We start from the raw sequence: 19,256 nt of genomic DNA on the forward strand, positions 1-19,256 counted from the left end.
CTCCACAGCCTCGCGCTGAAGCGCATCGCTCCAGCCTGCAACTTCCATCGCATCGCCGAGCTCCGAACCGTTGGCCGCTACCTCCACATAGGAGAGGGAGCGCGGTTCGATGCCCGACTGCTCAAGCACCTGTTGCACCAGCTCCTGCAGCGCTTGCGGGTTGGGTGCGCCGTAGGCGGAAGCTCCGCCATTGTGGTTGATGCCGCTCGCCTTGATCACCCCGTAGATGTGGTCGCCATCCTTTTGAGCTTTTGCGAGCGGCTTCAGCACGGCAGCTCCGATGCCCTCACCGAGGACGAATCCATCGCTCACACCGAGGCTCCTGCTCACGCCATCAGCGCCGAGCAGACCGATCTGGCTGAGTCCGAGGAAGCGATTCGGATGCAGGTGCAGATTGACGCCGCCTGCGATCGCGACGTCACAGCGACCTTGACGGATGCTCTCCGCCGCAAAGTGCAGAGCGGTCAGCGAGGCAGAGCAGGCGGTGTTCAGCACCACGCTCGGCCCGCCAAAGTTAAAGAAGTTGGAGACGCGATTGGCGATCGAGTAGTGGGGCGTGATCGAAAGAAATGCCGCCTGTTCCGCACTGTTGGCCAACAGCGGATAATCCCGATAGATGCAGCCGACAAACACACCGACCGCAGCGGCCGCCTTTCCTCGTGCCAACTCCTCGCGCGTGTAGGCAGCATCTTCCAGCGCTTCCCACACTTTTTCCAAAAACAACCGCTCCTGCGGGTCGATCAGTTCTGCTTCCACCGGGGAGATGTTGAAGAACAGCGGGTCGAATCGATCGACCTCGTCCAAAAAGCCCCCCCATTTGCTGTAGCTGGTGCCTGGATGCAGTTTGTCCGGGTGATAATACTGCGCCAGATCCCACCGATCTTGCGGAACTTCTGTGATGCAGTTCGTCCCTGACGCCAAGCGTTCCCAAAACTCATGCAGATCGCGGGCGAGCGGGTATTTCCCGCTCAGCCCGATCACTGCGATGTCGGTGTGCGCCTCCTTCACGACGGCAGGCGGAGCTTCCCGCTCGGCGATCTGTTTGAGCAGTCTGCTCCCTTCTGCCGATGTGACTTGGCCGTTTTTGATCATCTCCAAGATGCTTCGCTTGTCGAGATTCTGGGTCATAACAGTTCCTCCAATAGACGATCGACTTCCTCGACGTCGATCTCACCTTGCTCCAAACGGCGTAACACTTCCTCCACCTCATCCACTTCCGTCACCGCTGCCGCACGGTCTTGAGGGAACGCCTGCGCAGGAGTGTCGATGAACAGCTCGCGATCTGCACGCTTCGCAGCCGAACTGTCGGCGATCGGTTCGACCGTTCGCTCCGGTGCCAGCGGCGCTTTTCCGGCCAAGTAGGCACTCAGCTCGCGAATGGTCGAATGGTCGAACAGATCGTTGGCGCTGATCTCTGTTCCGAGCCGCCCCTTGATCTCATCGACGATTTTGATCGCGAGAATCGAATCGACTCCCATGTCCATCAGCGGCGTGTCGATGTCCAACTCCTGCCGATCGATCTTCAGCACGGAGGAGACGCTGTCGGCGATCTGCTCTTGCATCTGCTCACCCTGATCGAGCGTCGGCTGATGTTTGGCAACCGGTGGTGGGGTTGGTTCGATTCGCTGCTCGATCAAAGCTGCGGGCGCATCTTTCAGTTGCGGAGCCGGAGCGTCTTTTTTCACTTTCACCCGTCCGTTGCTCTCGCCGATGATCACATTGCCGACCGCCTGCACGCGATCATATCCTTCGACCTGCAACAGTCGCTTCCACATGTCTGCGCTGAGCAGCGGAGATCCTTTCAAGCGAATCTCCTCATCTTCGAACAGCCACCAACCATCGAGCAGCCCGAAGGTCAAGGTCAGCACGTCCAGCACCTCCGTCCCTTCATTCAGCACCAACCAACCGTTGGTGCGAAGCAGAGCTTTGGCGTGGCGCACCGTCTCCTGCAGGCGCTTGGTCGCATGAAGCACGTTAGCTGCGATCACCAGATCGAACGTGCCGATGTCGACCCCTTGTCCGCGCACATCTCGCTCGATGTCGAGGACTTGAAAGCGAACAAACGGAAATTCTGCACCATACTGTTCCCGACCGAACATCGTAAACGCTTTGGACACGTCCGTATACACGTACTCCACTCGGTCAGCGTACCGTTTCAGCGCTTGTAAGACACGAGCGCTGGTGCCGCCCGTTCCCGCCCCGATCTCCAGCAGGCGAATTTTCTCACCCGGTTCGAGTTGCGGCAGGCGCGATTCGAGATAGGTGCGAACCCGATCGACGACGAGCTGGTTGTAATAGTCGGCGCTCTCGTTCCCCTTGTAGATTCCTTCGACGAGCTCCATCGAGGAGTTCGGGAAGATCACGTCGGTGGCGGCGAGCTCTCCGCGCAAAATCTCGGGGAAATCTGCGATGCATGCGATGACCAAGCGCAGATAGGCGCCCATCTCCGGGTAGCGGCGCATCAGCTCTTCGCCGCGCAGCTGGAGGTTCGTGCCCTCCTGCTCTACGCTGTCGGCCGCCTGCACTCGACTGTCGAGCGCCGTCAGCCAGCCCTGCTCAGCAAGCATGTCTAACAGCTCTTCATACAGCCTGAAATATTTCGGAACGACGCCGAGTTGATCGCGAAGCGCTGCCCGCTCATACGCTTCGCCAGCACGCTTGAACACTCCCATGCGCTGGAACGTATCGAGCAGCAGCTGACGGCAGTAGTTGGTCGCCTCCGCTCGGCCTGCTAGGACTGGCTGCGGGTTGAGCTCTCCGCCCAACGAGTGAAAGACTGACGATCCGTTCTCCGGATAGAGCTCGATGCGATAGTCGCGATCCACTCCCATCAGGTTGAGGACAAATTCTTTCACTTTGATGCCGAGCACTTGACTGACGCGATGGCTGAGGACACGGCGGACAGCTTCCATCCCGTCCGTCGGTGGAATCGGGATGATTCCTTGCGCCTCCAGATACTGCAGCTCTTCTGGAGCGAACGGCTTGCCGCCGATCGTTCCCCAAAAGCCCCAATTGATCAGGCGCACCGGATAGCTGAGCTCCTGCTGCAGTCGCAAAACGTACGCATCTTCAAAATTGCAGCTGGCCGCATAATGACTGCGCTCCGCATTACCGGTGAACGATTGCCCCGATGAGAAGAACACGAGGAAATCGAGCCGCTCGTCTTTTAACACTTCGTACAGGAAGAGGCTGCCTTGCACTTTCGGCGCGAGCGATCGCTCGAACTGCGCCTCGTCCAGATCTTCAAACAGGGTGGGCGTAAACGCCATCGCCGAGTGAAACACGCCGTGCAAGGCGCCAAAGCGCTGCTTGGCTTTGGCGATCACAGCTCGCATGTCCTGCAGATCGGCAAGGTCTGCCCGCACATAGAGCACCTGTGCGCCGCGCGACTCGATCTGGGCGATCTGCTCCCGTTTCGTGCGGGTGAGCTCGCTCCGTCCGACCAGCACCAGTCGAGCCTGTTCGGTCTCGGCCAGATGGGCGGCCAGATCCAAGCCGACAGACCCGAGCCCTCCGAGGATCAGATAGACCCCCTGCTTGCGGAACAGGCGATGCTCCTTCGCCAGCGGCGGCAAGCTGGTCGGCACAAGTTGCAAGCGATAGCGCTCACCGTGCCGCCAAGCCAGCTCCTCCGCATGCGTCTGAGCCGGTTCGGAGAGCAGATGACCGGTCACATCTTGTAACGACTCCTGCCCGGTCAGCGAAATGTCGACACAGGCCACCTTCAACTGCGGATATTCTTTTGGCATCGTGCGAATGAAGCCATTCAGTCCCGCTGCGAAAGGCAAGCTCTGCTCATCCGAAAGGACTTGATGCACATCGTTGGTGATCACTTTCAGCTCGACCCCGCGCTCCGCATATCTTCCGTCGACGAGCGCTTTCATCAAGCGAAAGAGCGTGCGCGAGCCGTAGAGCTGGCTGCGCTCCAACTCTTTTCGATCATCGATCTGATACTTCTGCGCTTGGAGACCGCCGAGGAAGTAGATCAGATCGAGCGAATCGATCTGTTCGAAGCAAGCTGCTAACGCCGTCTCCGCTTCGACATCGATTTCGAAGACAGTTTCAGATCTGCTCACCGTCTGTTGACCGAGCAAGATCGTCCGCACCTGATCGCCTGCGCGTCGATGAGCTTCGGTCAGCGCGCTGTCCAGCCCGAGCGATTCTGGCGGCGCGACGATCAGCACCGCTCGCCGTTTTGCAGGCGCAGTCGGCAACGCCGCAAGCGGCGATTTGACCCAGGTCGGCAGGCAGAAAAATGGGTCTAACCGATCTTCCAACTGCACGGCTGGGACGCTTACCGCTTGCAGTTTTGCCGAGACCTGTCCCTGCTCGTCGATCAGCGCGACATGAAACTGATGCTGACCTGCTCGCTTGAGGTACACATAGCCGGTCTCCGGCACCGGGATGTGCCAGTCCAACTGCTGAACACCGTCTGGCTCTCCGCAGATGCCCATTTCGCCGGCCAGTTCCCAGACTGCGTCCAACAGGTCTGGCGGCAACGCATACCCTTCCTGCCCCTGTGCAGGCGACAGGCTGTAGGCTGCCAGAATTTCCTCCTGTGTCTGCCATACCTGATGCAACAGCCCGGCTCGCACAGATTCTTGATGGCTGCGCGCGATGCAATCTTGGACTGCGAAATGCGGCGCTTCCCCTGCCGCTCTGACGATCAGATCGCCTTGCGCATGGCGGGTGCGCTGCGGCTGTCCGCTTTCGATCTCCAATCTGTATCTGCCTTGCTGCTCCTGAAGGGAGAGAGACAGCTCCGCCTGCCCACCTGTCAGCTCCAAAGCGTCCTGCCCGGTGAGCTGATGGATCGAAAACGCGCTGTTCTCCGCAAGCTCAAGCCCCGCTTCGGCCGCCATCTCCAACCAGGCGGTAAACGAAAGTCGAAGCTGTCCTGTCGGCGCATCCAATCGCCAGAGCGGGTGGGCCCGATGCAGCGCCTTGCGGAAAACAAGCCCTTGCCGCAAACTGCGCTGCAGATCCACGCCGTCCAGCAGCGGACGCACGCTCTCCGCGCTGCGCTTTTGATCGCGCTTGTCCACATCTGGAATCCAGTACCGCTGTTTGGCGAACGGATAGGTTGCAAGCGTTATGCGCCTCGGCACCTGGGCGGACTTCGTGTAGAGCAAGCTCCAATCGATTTCCACGCCGCTGACCCACAGGCTGGCCAGCTTTTGAAACTTGCGGTTTTGAATCAAGCTGTTCAGGAACAGTTCGCCCTCGGCTCCATCGACCAACAGCTCGACATCCTCGCGGCCACTTCGCACCGTTCCCCGGTAGACTTCTCCCACATGCTGTTGTTCCTGGCAGTACGCCTGCAATTTTTCGATCAATTCTGCTACGCTGCTGGCGACGACTGCGACGCGCTCCTTCATCGCTTCACGGCCCACTTGCAGCGTGTAAGCGACGTCCAGCAGGCGAATCTGTGATTTTTGTTCGACGACCCGCTCTTCCACAGCGGCTGGATAAACGCTCAGCAGCGCTTCGCGGTAGCTTTGCAACAGGAAGTGGGCAAACGACAGGAGCGAGGTCGATTGCGGAACATCTGCTGAGGACAGGTCGAGCCCATACGCTTCATTGACGCGCTGAAGCAGCTGATGCCAGGCCAGCCGGTCAAATCCGTACTCCTCCTGCGCGGCTGCCAAGTCGAGATTGCTCTCACCGACTTCGAGCACCTCTGCTGCGAGGCGGATCAAGTCTGCCTGCACCCTTTTTTCCAGCGACGCTTCCACCTGACGATAGATCGTCTTGCTCACGGCGGTTCGCTTTTGCAGGGTGTTCAGCAATTTTTGAGCGTACGCCTTCAGCCGCTCTTCGGTGCGCGCGGAGAGCACGATCAGCTGCGGACTGTCGGTCGATTCGGAACCGCTTTGCGGTGCCTCATATTCTTCCAGCACCAGATGCACGTTGGTCCCCCCGGCGCCAAAAGCGCTGACGCCAGCCCTGCGCGGCACGATCTGCTCCCTGCCTCCTCGTTCGATCACCGGACGCTTCCACTCGCTCAGCTGATGCTGAAGGTAAAACGGAGTCGCGCTGATGTTCAGGTTGGGGTTGAGAACGTCAGAGTGCAGCGACGGCACCAGCTGTTTATGCTTCATCTGCAACAGCACCTTCGTCACCCCGGCGATACCTGCTGCCGATTCGAGGTGACCGATGTTCGACTTCGCCGACCCGATCGCACAGAACTGCTTGTCCTGCGTCGTCTCGGCGAACGCTTTCTGCAATCCGGTGATCTCGATCGGATCTCCGAGCGGAGTGCCCGTCCCATGCGCTTCGATATAGCTGATCGTCCGCGCGTCAACATCTGCTGCTCGAAACGCCTCGGCGATGAGCTCAGCTTGGGCGGTCGGATTGGGCACCGTATAGCCGTTTGTCTTGCCGCCGTGGTTGACAGCAGTCCCTTTGATCACCGCATAGATCTGATCGCCATCTGCAACCGCCTGGCTCAGCCGCTTCAGCAACACAGCTCCGACGCCTTCGCCTGGCACATAACCATCTCCACCCGCGCCGAACGAACGGCATCGACCGTCGGACGACAGGAAGTTGGATTGGCAGAGGAAGATATATTTGTTCGGATGCAAGCTCAGGTTCACCCCGCCTGCCACCGCCATGTCGCACGCCCCGCTCCAGATGTTCTGACAAGCCAGTCGGATCGATTCGAGCGACGACGAGCAGAGCGTGTCGACAGCTAAGCTCGGGCCGTTAAAGTTCATCAGGTAGGACACGCGGTTGGCGATCGAAGAGAAGAACGAGGAGAGCGCAAGCACATTGCCGCGCATCGATTCCTCGATGCCGAACAGCTCATACTGCCCGTACATCGCCCCGACAAAAACGCCGACCCGATGTGGCTGTAAGCTCGTTCGCGTGTAGCCCGCATCCTCGATCGTCTCCCAGACCACTTCGAGAAATTGCCGCTCCTGCGGGTCGATCGATTCTGCCTCTCGCGGTGACATGTTGAAGAACAGCGGATCGAACGAATCAAACCCTTCTAGGAAACCGCCCCATTTGCTGTAGATCTTGCCCTTCTTCCCTTTTTGCGGATCGAAGTAGCGACGATGATCCCAGCGATCCTGAGGGATCTCGGTGATGCAGTCCAAACCTTGCTTCAAGTTCTCCCAGAACTGCTCAAGATCCTGAGCCATCGGATAGCGCCCGGAGACACCGATGATCGCGATCTCCTCCTGCCCGCTCGCCTGCGTTGCAGTGGACGTCGGGGACGGTGCGGAGGAAACTGTTGGTGCCTGAGTCTCAAAGAAACGACGAGCGGGGAGGATCTCCTCGGCGACTGCCACCTGTGCAGTCGCATGGTGAGCTTCCGCCTCTGCCGAACTCGCCAGCGGTTCCACCCACCCGACGACCGGACGAATTGCCTGTTCGTGGTGTTGAACGAGATAGTTGGACAGCTGGTGCAGCGTCCTGTGCTCAAACAGCAAAGTCTTCGGAAGATCGGCAATATCTTTTTCCAACAGGCTGTTCATCTCCATGATCATGACCGAATCGATCCCGTATTCCTCAAGCGGGATCTTGGTGTTGATCCGCTGGGCGGGAAACTGAATGGTCTTGGCGAGCATCTCTTTGAGATACGCTTCTGTCGCTTCGAACAGGCCCTCAGTGGAGGTCGTACTGGCTGCCACACCGATCACTTCTGCTGGTCGGTCACTCTTTTCGACCCGCTGCTGCTCCACGCGAAGCACGCGGTTGATCTTCTCAACCTCTCCGCTCATCACCACCACCTGCGGCAGTTCCATCCGCAGCGACTCTTCAAACGCGCGCAAGCCCATTTCGGTCTCAAGCGGCCGCATGCCGGAGAAGGAGAAGAAAGCGTCCGTCTCTTCGGGGAGATCCAGACCGCCCGATTTCCAAAGCGGCCAGTTGATCGAGATCGTCCTGCCTGTGCGCGCCCCTTGAAGTCGCTGCTGTTCACGCCAGGCGGCAAAGCGATCTTGAAACGCGTTGCCCGTCGCATAGCTGCATTCGCCAAAATCTCCGATCAGCGCGGAGCTGGAAGAGAAGAGGATGAAAAAGTCGAGCTGCTCCTCCGTGGTCGCCCGATCGAGATGTAAAGTGCCTTCCAGCTTCGGCGACAGCACTTCTGCAAACGCTTCCCGATCAGCCTGCAGGACGGGCAGGTCGCTTCCCACCCCGGCGCTGTGGAAGATGCCGTCGATCTTCCCGTAGCGATCGCGGGCCGCTGAAAGCATTTCCTGCACCTCTTGCGCTCGCGAGACGTCCGCTTGGCAATAGAGCACCTCCGCGCCTCGACCTTCCAACGCTTCCACTTGCAACCGCTTCTCCGCAGACAGTGCGGAGCGACCAGTCAGCACCAGCCGCGCTTGGTAGTTCTTGGCCAGATAGTCTGCGAAGATCATGCCGAGTCCGCCAAGCCCGCCGGTGATCAGATACACGCCTTTCGTCTTCAGCAACGGATGTTGATCTGCGGAAGCTTGTGTCGTGACAGGTTGCTGGTGCAAGCGACGGATCTGGCGCTCTTCGCCAACATATCGAATCTCCGTGCCATTGCGATACTCGGCAAACGCCAATTCGCTGACCACCGACTTGACCTGTTGCTGCAGAGTGGACGCTTGCGCTTCCATCTGCAGGAGGATCAACTGAAAGCGATGATTGACCGAGGTAAGCGACTTCGCAAAGCCGGAGAGCATCTCATGATGAGGAGCGATCGCGCTTGGCCCGCCTGCAAAGAGGAACAGACAGTCGGTCTGCTCATCACGCTTGCGCTTGGTCAGCGTCTGGAAGAGGCGAAGCACCGAATACAGTCCGCGATCCAACTGCTCCTGCAAGGTGAGCTCCGCTTCGCTTGCGGCGCCCTCGTTCGAACCGTTCCACAGATGCACGATATGGGAAAGGCGCACACCCTGCTCATCGAGCGCTTCGATCAGTTGCTGATAATCATCCGCCACCGCCGTTCGAACCGTATAAAGGTCAGGTGCGAGCTGCTGATAGCGGTCGCCCTGCCGAATGCGGACGATGCGCTTCTGCCGGCCCGACAGCGTGCCGAGCAGCACCTGCATCTGCTGGGTGAACGCCTCCTCCTGCTCGAAGAGCACCAGCGCTTCCAACCGCTCAATTCCGTCATGCAGAGGGCGATTGGGCAATGGGCTAAGCTCCCACTCGGGGCGGTAGTAGTACAGCTGCTCCCCGCCAGTCTTCCCCAGCGCCCGCTCGCGGACCGGATGGGAGGAAAAGTCGGTCAACAGCGCCAACACCTCGCCCTGTTCATTCAGAATGGCGATGTTACAGGTCTGCACCTGATCCTCTTTGACCAGACGGTCTTCGGCTGCGAACGCATACGCATAACAGCTGCTCGGGAGCGGCTGGAAAATTTCTACTTTTCCGAGCGCGAACGGGATGCGCAACACAGGGTCTTGATACCCGTCACCGCCGATGCCAAACGCCACTCGCACCGCCGCGTCCAGCAGGGACGGATGGAGCGAATATGCGCTCGCCTCCTCACGCAACTCGCTCGGCAGGTGGAGCAAACCTAACGCTTCCCGCTCTCCGCAATGCACCTCTTGGGTGACGCAGAAGCTCGATCCATACTCAAACCCCATCGTGCGGAAAGCGCCGTATACGGTCTGCTGGCTCATCCGCGTCGAGCAGCGGCTCTTGATCGCCGACAGGTCGAACTTGGCAGGATGCGATCGACCTGCTGTCGATGCTTGCTCAGCCATCAGCAGTCTGCCTTTGGCGTGCAGCGCGCGCTTATCGTTGGCGCGGCTGAAAACTTCAAACTCGACCGCTTCCCGATCTGGCTGCAGGCGGATCCAAACGTCCTGCTCCTCCGTCTCCAAAACGACCGGACTCGCCCAGACGATCTCCTGAAGTTCCTGCACGCGGCCGCTTCCTGCCAACTCTCCTGCCGCTCGCGCCATCTCCAGATAGGCGACGCCTGGCAGCACATGTTTACCCGCCACCACATGGTCGTGCAGGAAAAACTCTTCCTTGCGAAGCGTCTTGCGAAACACTTCTTCCTGCAAGGTCGATTCGTTCCGATCGACCAGCGGATGCAGCGGCCCAAATCCGCTCGCATGCTCAGATGCACGGCGCAGCAGATCGGGCTTCGTGCCGGACGATTGCACCCAGTGCCGCTCGCGAGCGAACGGATAGCCGGGCAGCGAGATGCGGGTCGGGTCGTTTCCGCGATCGAACAGCTGCCAGTCGATCGACATCCCCTTGACCCAAAACGAGGCAACTTTGTCCAGATTGCCGCGGCGAACCATCGCTTCCAGATAGTCGCGATCCTCTTGGTCATCGCCCAAAGCGATCGGTTGATCGGCAACCTCGCCGAGATGGACGCCATCTCCGCCAGCTTTTCGCGCGAGCAGATCGGTCAGCTTGTGCACCGCATCCTCGACCGTCTCGGCAATGATCGCCAATCGCACTCCCATCGGCTCCCGGCCGACCTGCAGCGTGTATGCTACATCAGACAGGCGGACAGCAGGACGCTCTGCGGACGAGAGGAACTCTCGCAGCCGCTCAGCGCTTTCCAACAGCTGCTCCTCCCGCTTGGCGGACAGCACCAGCAGGTGCGGGCCTCGTTCCGCTTCTACGTCCACCTGCCGCTCTTGCAGATACTCCTCCACGATCAGGTGCGCGTTCGATCCGCCCGCCCCGAACGACGAGATGCCCGCCCTTCTCGGCACTTCGACCTCTCGTCCGCTCTCCGCTCGCTTCAGCCGCTTCCATTCGCTCAGCTCTCGTTGCACGTAAAAGGGCGTTTCGGCAAACGGAATGTGCGGGTTTTCCGGCTTCGCATGCAGCGAGGGTACCAGCTGACCATGCTTCATCTGCAACAGCACTTTGGTCAACCCGGCGATCCCCGCTGCCGATTCCAGATGCCCGATGTTCGACTTCACCGAGCCGATCGCGCAGTATTGCCGCTCCTGCTCTTCTCCGAACGCCTTCCGCAGCCCGGTGATCTCGATCGGATCGCCGAGCGAAGTTCCCGTTCCGTGCGCTTCGATGTAGCTGATCGTCTGCGGGTCGAGATTCGCCCGCTTCAGCACCTCGGCGATCAGCTCCCCTTGCGCATTCGGGTTGGGCACCGTGTACCCGTTGGTCTTGCCACCGTGGTTGACCGCCGTCGCCTTGATCACCGCGTAGATGCGATCGCCATCCGCTTTCGCTTGCGCCAGCGGCTTGAGCAGCACCGCACCGACGCCTTCGCCTGGCACATAGCCATCGCCGCCATCGCCAAACGCTCGACAGCGCCCGTCGGACGAGGCGAACTTGCCTTGGGCCAGCTGCAAATATTTGTTCGGGTGGATCGTCAGGTTGACGCCGCCTGCCACCGCCAGCTTGCTCTCCCCTTTGCGCAAGGAGTCGCAGGCCAGATGAATGGCGGTCAGCGAGGAGGAGCACATCGTATCGAGCGCCAAGCTCGGCCCGTGGAGGTTGAACGTATAGGACACTCGGTTGGCGATCGACGCATAGGAGGAACCGGGTGTGATCAGATTGCCGTCCACTTCGGTCTGATGAAGTTGATACTGCCCCCACATCACACCGACGAACACCCCGACGCTCCGTTCGTTCAAACTGCTCCGCGTGTAGCCCGCATCTTCAAACGTATGCCAAACGGTCTCCAGGAACAGCCGTTCCTGCGGATCGATCACGTCCGCTTCTCGCGGCGAGATGTTGAAGAAGAGCGAATCGAACTTATCGACATCGTCGAGGAACCCGCCCCACTTGCTGTAGGTCTTGCCCTTTCGCCCTTTGTCCGGGTCAAAATAGTCGCGGTGATCCCATCGCTCAGCCGGAACTTCGGTGATGCAGTCTCGCCCGCTGCGCAGATTCTCCCAAAACTGATCGAGCGTTCGCGCTTGCGGATAGCGTCCGCTCAACCCGATGATCGCGATCTCATCTGTTGCCAGCGCGACCGCGCTCTGATCGTCGTTCCCACGATGCGCATTCGTGTCGAGCGGCTGTAAAAACCGCTTGCGAAGCGCACCTTTTTGCTCGACTCGCTCAACCTGTTCGACTTGCTCGACAGGAGGAAGCGTTGCCCGCTCAGCTTTCGAACGAACTGTCAGCCCGAATTTTGCCTGCACGCTGCCTAGGTGGCGCTTCAGAAAATAAGCGGAGAGCTCCTCGATCGTCTGATATTCGAAAAAGAGCGTTTTAGAAAGATCGCCAAATTCACGCTCCAACTCACGGGTCAATCCCATGATGACGAGCGAGTCGATCCCATATTTCTCTAAAGGTTCCTCTGCGCGAATCTTTGCAGCTGGCACCTTCGTCTCCGCGGCAAAAAGATCTTTCAGATAGGCTTCCATGCGGCTCGCAAGCTCAGCCTGTTCGCCGCTGTCCACTTCGAACGCCTCTGTTGCTGCACCGCCTGCCAGCTCATCCTCGCCTGTCAGCGAGCGCCTGATTCGCTCCGCATCTCCTGCCAGCACTGCCAGTTGACTGACCCCCGCCTGCAAGCCATCGACAAACCCTTCGATGCCCGCCTGCGTGCTCAGCGGCGCGATGCCCAGCCGCCGCTGCAGCTCGGCCAACAGTTCCGCCTCTGCTCGCATCCCGCCATCCGCCCAGTACGGCCAATTGTAGGAGATCGTCCGACCGGAGCGGTGCGCGGCGCGCAGCTCAGCAAAATGATCCAAGAAGCTGTTGGCAAACGCGTAGTCAGCCTGCCCCACATTGCCGGTCAGCGCTGCTGTCGAAGAGAAGAGTGCAAAAAAGTCGAGCGGTTCATCCGCTGTCGCCGCTTCCAAATGCAGGGCACCGCAAACTTTCGGTGCGAGCACCTCTTGAAACTCCTGCTCGGTCTTTTTCAACAGGAAGGAGTCGCGCGTGACACCGGCGCTGTGGACGATGCCATGCAAAGCGCCAAAGCGCTGCTTTGCCGACTTGACAACTTCGATGACCGCGTCCTGACAAGCGACATCCGCTTCGAGATAGAGCACTTCTGCGCCGAACGATTCGAGCGCTTTCAGCCGTGCTGCTCGCTCCGCCCCAAGCTCCGACCGACCGGTGAGCACAAGGCGCGCCTGCCATTCGCGCGCCAGATATTCGGCAAAGAGCAGTCCCAAGCCGCCAGCGCCGCCGGTGATCAGGTAGACACCATGTTTGCGCAAAGGCAAACGATCGGTCTGCTGCTTCCCGACAGGATGTTCGGCCAAGCGCTTCACCTGGCGAATGCCGTCCACATACCTGATCTCCGCAGCATGCTGTCCGCCCGCGCTCCACTCATCCTGCACCGCCTGCAACAAAGCGGGCTGCTCACACTCTGCTTGCCACTGCATCGTCTGAACGACCAAGCGCGGGTTCTCCAGCCGGATCGTTTTGGCAAAACTGCCGATCGCCGCACGCAAGCAACCGAGCAGATCGGTCGCCGGCTCGTACAGATAAAGCAGTCGAACCGTCTCTTCGATCTTCTGCTGCATCAGCGCTTGACAGAGGTGGAAGAGGGGGAGCACCCCGTGATGCAGAGCTTCCTCAATCCCGCCATGCTGGCGCGACCGCTCATGGAACAAAATTCGCTGCGGCAATCGTCCTCGTTGCAAAAGCGAGTCGATCAGCAGTTGAAGATCAGCTGGGCTTTGCGGATTCAATTCAAAATGTCTGCCCTCGCTGTCCGACTGGAAGGATTCGCCCCATGTGACAAACGCAGCGTCATGCGGTCGATCTGCCAACCGCTTTTTCCAAGCTTGAAGCGTCTCTTGGCTGTCTGCAAAGATCAACAGGGAGCTCGACCATTCGCTGTCGTCCCCCTGTGGGGACAGTCGCTCAGCCTCCCAGACCGGGCGGATATATACTTTCTCGGCAGGCGGGGATTGCTGCGCTTCTTTGATCATGCACCACCCGTCTTCTGCCGTCATCTGTCGTCGCTCGATCATCTCCAAGACTTGGTCGACGTTCAAGTTCCCCCTCATTGCACTCCCCCCAGTAGCGGTTTGAGCTCATCTGACGTGAGCTCTCCTGCTTCTAAGCGTCGAAGCAGTTGCAGCAACCTGTCATCCGAATGCGACGCATCTGTCGCCTTGCGAACCGCCATTCTTCTCACCGCAAAATTTTTCATGCTCACCGACAAGCGTCCCGCCTGATCGAACATGCGAACCTGGAAATGATAGACGCCCGCTTCTTGCGAAGCTGTCTCAGGCATGAGCTGCACATGTGCAAAACTGACGGCCGACAACTCTGAGCGGATCTCCACTTCTTCGATCGCAAAGGGGAGGTACAGCTCGCCGTCCTTCGCACCGCCGCTCATCAGGCCGATCGCCGTCTGCAAAGCGCCATCGAGCAGCGTCGGATCGAGCATAAATTCGCCCCTTCCTGCGCGTGCCGCCGGGAGAACCAATCGGCTCAGCGCTTCTGTCCGATCTCCGTACCAGTCTGCAATCGCTTGCATCTCGGGGCCGTATTCGAAGCCGAGGCGAGCAAACTCGCGATAGCAATCCTCACCGCTCCGATGCGCCGTACAGCGCTTTTTGATCTCGTCCAGTTCGAACGCTCGTTCCTCTGCGAAAGCGGTACTGCGCACTCCATACTCGATCTGACCTTGTGCGTGCAGCTTTTCTCCGCCCGCTTCGTCAGACGTGCGAACCTCATAGGCGACCCGATCATCGCTTGCAGACAGGACGATTTGCGCGGTGATCGGCCCACCGCTCCACACCATCGGCAGTCCCCAGACGACCTGCTTCAGCAATAGAAGATCTGCCTTCGGGTGGGCGAGAGCGCCTGCTGCCCGCGCCAGCTCAAGATAGACCACACCTGGCAACAGATGTTGACCTTGCACGCGGTGATCGCGCAGGTAAAACTCTGCGCCGGACAGCACCTTTTGATAACATTGCGCTTCCAGGGTCGACTCGTTGGAGTCGATCAGCGGATGCAGCGGACGAGCGGTTGCCAACGCTGCCACCTGCGGCCGGAACTGCTCCGCAAACCAATGGCGCTCCTTGGCGAACGGATAGCCGGGCAACCCGATGCGACTCGCGGTGCTGGCAGCTTCCAGATGGAAGCTCTCCCAGGGAATGCGAACGCCCGAGATGTACAGCTCGGCCAGCTGCGACCACTTCTTTTCGCGAAAAAGCGTTCGCAACTGACTTTCGCGATCCAGATCTTCGCCGCTCGCATCGCCCGACTTCTTCAGCCCGCTCACACTGCCGCGATAGAGCGGCTGCTGCTGTCGACCGGCGACGAACGCGCGCAGGCTGTCTTCCACCTCTTGCAGGCTGGAGGCGACGATCGCCAGCCGCTCCTCCATCGCCTCGCGCCCCACCTGCAGGGTATAGGCGACATCGCCGAGCAAGAGCTGATCGCCCGCCTGACGTTTTTGCGCAAGATGGTCGGCCAAGCGCGTAGCAGATTCGCTCAGCTGTTCTTCCGTTCGCGCGGAGAGCAAGAGGAGCTGCTGGCCGGACGGCTCCACCTGTCGCGCCGGAGCTGTGAACTCCTCCAAGATCACATGCGCGTTCGACCCGCCTGCGCCAAACGAGCTGAGTCCCGCCCGCCGCGGCACCTTGACTTCCAAGCCGTGTTCGAGGATCGTCTGCTGCTCCCACTCGGCCAGCTCTTGCTGGACATAAAAGGGCGTGTTGGCAAACGGGATATGCGGGTTCAACCGCTCCGAATGCAAGGATGGCACCAACCGTTTCTTTTGCATCTGCAACAGCACTTTGGTCAAGCCGGCGATTCCGGCCGCCGACTCAAGGTGCCCGATGTTCGACTTGACCGACCCGATCGCGCAATAGCCCCGCTTCTCCGGACGATCGAACGCTTTGACCAAGCCGGTGATCTCGATCGGATCGCCGAGCGCAGTCCCCGTGCCATGCGCCTCCAGATAGGAGATCGTGCTCGGATCGATGCCCGCCTTGGCGAACGCTTTGCCGATCACCGCCGCTTGTGCGTTCGGATTGGGAACTGAGTATCCGTTCGTCTTGCCACCGTGGTTGATCGAGGTCGATTTGATCAGCGCATGAATGCGATCACCATCTGCCAGCGCTTTGCTCAGCGGCTTGAGGAGCACCGCCCCGACACCTTCACCTGGCACGTAGCCGTCGCCGCCTTCACCGAAGCTTCGACAGCGCCCATCGGTCGATGGGAATCCGCCCAGCGCCAGCAGCATGTATTTGTTCGGATGGATCGTCAGGTTGACTCCGCCTGCGATCGCCACGTCCGTCTCTCCCCGGCGCAAACTTTCACAAGCCAAGTGCAAAGCGGTCAGCGAAGAGGAGCACATCGTATCCAGCGCGAGGCTCGGCCCGCGAAGGTTGAACAGGTAGGACACCCGGTTGGCGATCGACGCATAGGAAGAGCTGAGCGCCATCGAGTTTCCCTGACTGGATTGCTCCGCTCCGTACAGCTGGTAGTGCCCGTACATCACGCCGACATAGACGCCGACTTCATAGTTCCCCAACTTCTCCACGCTGTAGCCCGCATCTTCCATCGTGTGCCAGACCGTCTCGACAAACAGCCGCTCCTGCGGGTCGATCACTTCTGCTTCCCGCGGCGTGATTTTGAAGAAGAGCGGGTCGAACTTGTCCACATCTTCGAGGAACCCACCCCACTTGCTCCACGTCTTCCCCTTCGCTTCTTTGTCGGGGCTGTAATCAGCTTGCCAATCCCAGCGATCGCTGGGAATTTCGGTGATGCAATCTCGTCCGGCCGCAAGATTCGCCCAGAACTCTTCGAGGTTGCGCGCCTGCGGATAGCGTCCGCTGATGCCGATGATCGCGATGTCTTCCTCTCGCTGCCCCCCCTTGCGCTCTGCGGAGGGCGACGCTTCAAAAAAGCGGCTCCTGCCCGCACTCGCCGGGAGCGGCATCGTCGCTCGCCTGTCGATCAGCTTGAGAGGCGCTTCGGCAGCCGCAGTTCCAAACTTTTCAACGATCGTGTCCAGATGATGTTCGATCAGATAGGAGACCAATTCTTTTACATTTTGATATTCGAAAAAGAGCGTTTTCGACAGCTCGCCAAACGTCACTTCCAACTTTTGCGTTACATTCATGATCATGACCGAGTCGAGTCCGTATCGGTCTAAAGCTTCTTCCGCATCGATGCGATCGACAGTCAACCGCATCTCCTCAGCAAGCACCTCTTTTAAAAATTGTTCGGTCTTCGCCAGCAGATCTTTTTGATTTTGTACATTGCGAACAGGTGCCATGCTTTTTTCGGGACGCGCTTCACGCACGCGCAAAGTGCGCTCGATCTGCTCTGCGTTCCCCTCCACGACCACCAGTTGAGCGCGATGCATGGCCAACCCGTCATGGAAAGCTTGCAACCCGGCGGCGGTGCTCAGCGGCACCATGCCGAGCGCGCTTCGCAGATACTGCTCCGTCTGGGCTGAAACGCTCATTCCGCCATGCTTCCACAGCGGCCAGTTGATCGAAAGCATCTTCATTCGCTCGCTGCGCAGTTCCGCATAGCGATCGAGGAACGCGTTCGCATATCCGTAGTCTGCTTGACCGACATTGCCAAACACTGCGGTCGTCGAGGAGAAGGTCACGAAAAAGTCGAGCTCCTCCTCGCGCGTCACCTCGTCCAACCAGACCGTTCCGTACAGTTTCGGGGCGAGCACAGCCGCCCAATCCGCCTGCGTCTTGTTGCGCACAAGCGAATCGCGAACGACGCCCGCACTGTGTACAATGCCGTTCAAACTGCCATACCGCTCCCGAATCTCGGCGACGAGACGGATCACCTGTTGACGATCGGCGATGTCAGCCTGTAGATAGACAGCTTGCGCACCAAACCGCTCCCACTCGCTCAGCTTTGCGGCCACCTCTGCTGTCAAAGCGGATCGTCCGGTCAGCACGACGGTCGCCTTCGCTCGGCGCACCAACTCTTCTGCAAAGAGCAATCCCAAACCGCCTTGACCGCCGGTGATCAGATACACCCCTCGCTCGCGAAGCGAAGCGAACGCGCGATCTTCGCTCGCTTGCTCGATTCGTTGCAGGCGCTTCACCTCACGCCGTCCTGCTTGATAGCGAACGTCAGTCTCCTGCTCATCCCAGAGCGCAAACTCCCGCTTGACCAGACTCCGCAAAGGGAGTTCATCCTGTACTGCCACCACTTTGCAGGATAGGCGCGGCTCCTCCAGTCGGATCGTCTTGCCAAACCCGCCGATCGCCGCCTGGAGTGCAAGCGCCGCTTCGCCTGCAGGTGGAGCGGAAATCAGCTGGAGCAGTCGCACCGGCTCTTTGTTCGATCGGCGCAACAGCGCTTGGCTCAGCGAGGAGAGGAAACGAATTCCGAGCTGCAGCTGCTGCTCGATCTGCTCGTCGAGGCTGCTCTCACCATCAAGATTTTGTCCATGCAGCAAAAACATGGTCGGCGCTCGACCCTGCTCCGCTTCGATCGCTTCAAGCATGGCGATGCAGTCATCAGCCTGCTGCGGATTCAGTTGGTAGAGGCGCTCCTGCAGTCGATCGAATCGGCTGCCCGACTTGACCCGGATCACGTTCATCCCGTCGCTGAGCTCCGCTTGCAGTCGCTCTCCCTCATCCCAGAGGACGATCAGGTCCGAATCGACCGCACTGCTGGTCGATTCGTCCTGCACCTCCACCGCTGCTTCTTGCCAGTCAAAGGAGAAGTAGAGCGCTTCATCACCAGCCGCTCCCGCAGGCTCTGCACGAAGCGCTTTTAACAACGCCAAGCCTTCCGCGGAGGATATCTGATGTTGTTCGATTCTGCGCAGAATCTCTTTTTTGCTCAGCCCGTTTTTCATATGCTCCCCTCCGTCAGCAGCTCGACTTCGTCGGCGTTCAGCTCGCCAGCTTCCAGCTTTTTCAACAAAGCGAGCAGTTCCTGATCTTCCAGTTCTCCGACCGCCGCCGCTTGCGCTTTGCGCACGGTGAACCTTTTTAACTGCACAGCGACCCTACCTGCCGCATCGGTCAACAGAACGTCAAATCGTTTCAGTCCAGACTGCGGATCATCTTCTGTCATCACAACATGCGCATAGCCATCTTTTGCATGCTCGGAGAAGATCGACACCTCGCCCAGCGAATAGGGCAGGTAGATCGCCTGCTCATCTCCGCGCATCCCGATCATCAGCGCCATCACCGCTTGCAGGGCACCATCCATGACGCTCGGGTGAAGATGGAACGATTGGAAATCATGCTCCAATTCGCTCGGCAGCTTCCAGTTTGCCAGCGCTTCGGCCGTCCCGAGCGCCACCGATTGCAACGGTTGAAAGCTCGAACCGTATTGGAAACCCAAGTCGGCAAATTCGCGGTAGCAGTCGGAGCTGCTCACCCGTTTGCGGCAACGATCTGCGATCGTTTGCACGTCGATGC

General features: G+C 59.4%; 4 protein-coding genes (2 of these 4 only partly in view). All 4 read right to left on the reverse strand.

The annotated features are described in order from the left end of the window. Tightly spaced (each overlapping or abutting the next), the 4 genes in view from ACFSOY_RS02645 to ACFSOY_RS02660 form a layout consistent with a single transcriptional unit that may run on beyond the window. Positions 1-1,128, reverse strand: partial view of a beta-ketoacyl synthase N-terminal-like domain-containing protein gene (locus ACFSOY_RS02645; protein ID WP_386043972.1) — the beginning only. 1,293 nt of this gene lie to the left of the window's left edge; the window shows 1,128 of its 2,421 coding nt (coding positions 1-1,128); it begins with the start codon at positions 1,126-1,128; its stop codon lies off the left edge, out of view. Beyond that, positions 1,125-13,895, reverse strand: a complete 12,771-nt coding sequence (locus tag ACFSOY_RS02650; RefSeq protein ID WP_386043973.1) for an SDR family NAD(P)-dependent oxidoreductase — start codon at positions 13,893-13,895, stop codon at positions 1,125-1,127. The genes ACFSOY_RS02645 and ACFSOY_RS02650 overlap by 4 nt, the downstream gene beginning before the upstream one ends. Next, on the reverse strand, positions 13,892-18,685 hold the full coding sequence (locus ACFSOY_RS02655; RefSeq protein WP_386043974.1) for an SDR family NAD(P)-dependent oxidoreductase: 4,794 nt from the start codon (positions 18,683-18,685) through the stop codon (positions 13,892-13,894). Before ACFSOY_RS02655 ends, ACFSOY_RS02650 begins: the two co-directional genes overlap by 4 nt. Then, positions 18,682-19,256, reverse strand: partial view of an SDR family NAD(P)-dependent oxidoreductase gene (locus ACFSOY_RS02660; protein ID WP_386043975.1) — the end only. It continues 9,067 nt past the right edge of the window; only the last 575 of its 9,642 coding nucleotides appear in the window; its start codon lies beyond the right edge, outside the window — the gene reads right to left on this strand; the stop codon is at positions 18,682-18,684. The genes ACFSOY_RS02655 and ACFSOY_RS02660 overlap by 4 nt, the downstream gene beginning before the upstream one ends.

This window comes from Tumebacillus lipolyticus (genome assembly GCF_042682745.1).
Classification (GTDB): domain Bacteria; phylum Bacillota; class Bacilli; order Tumebacillales; family Tumebacillaceae; genus Tumebacillus_A; species Tumebacillus_A lipolyticus.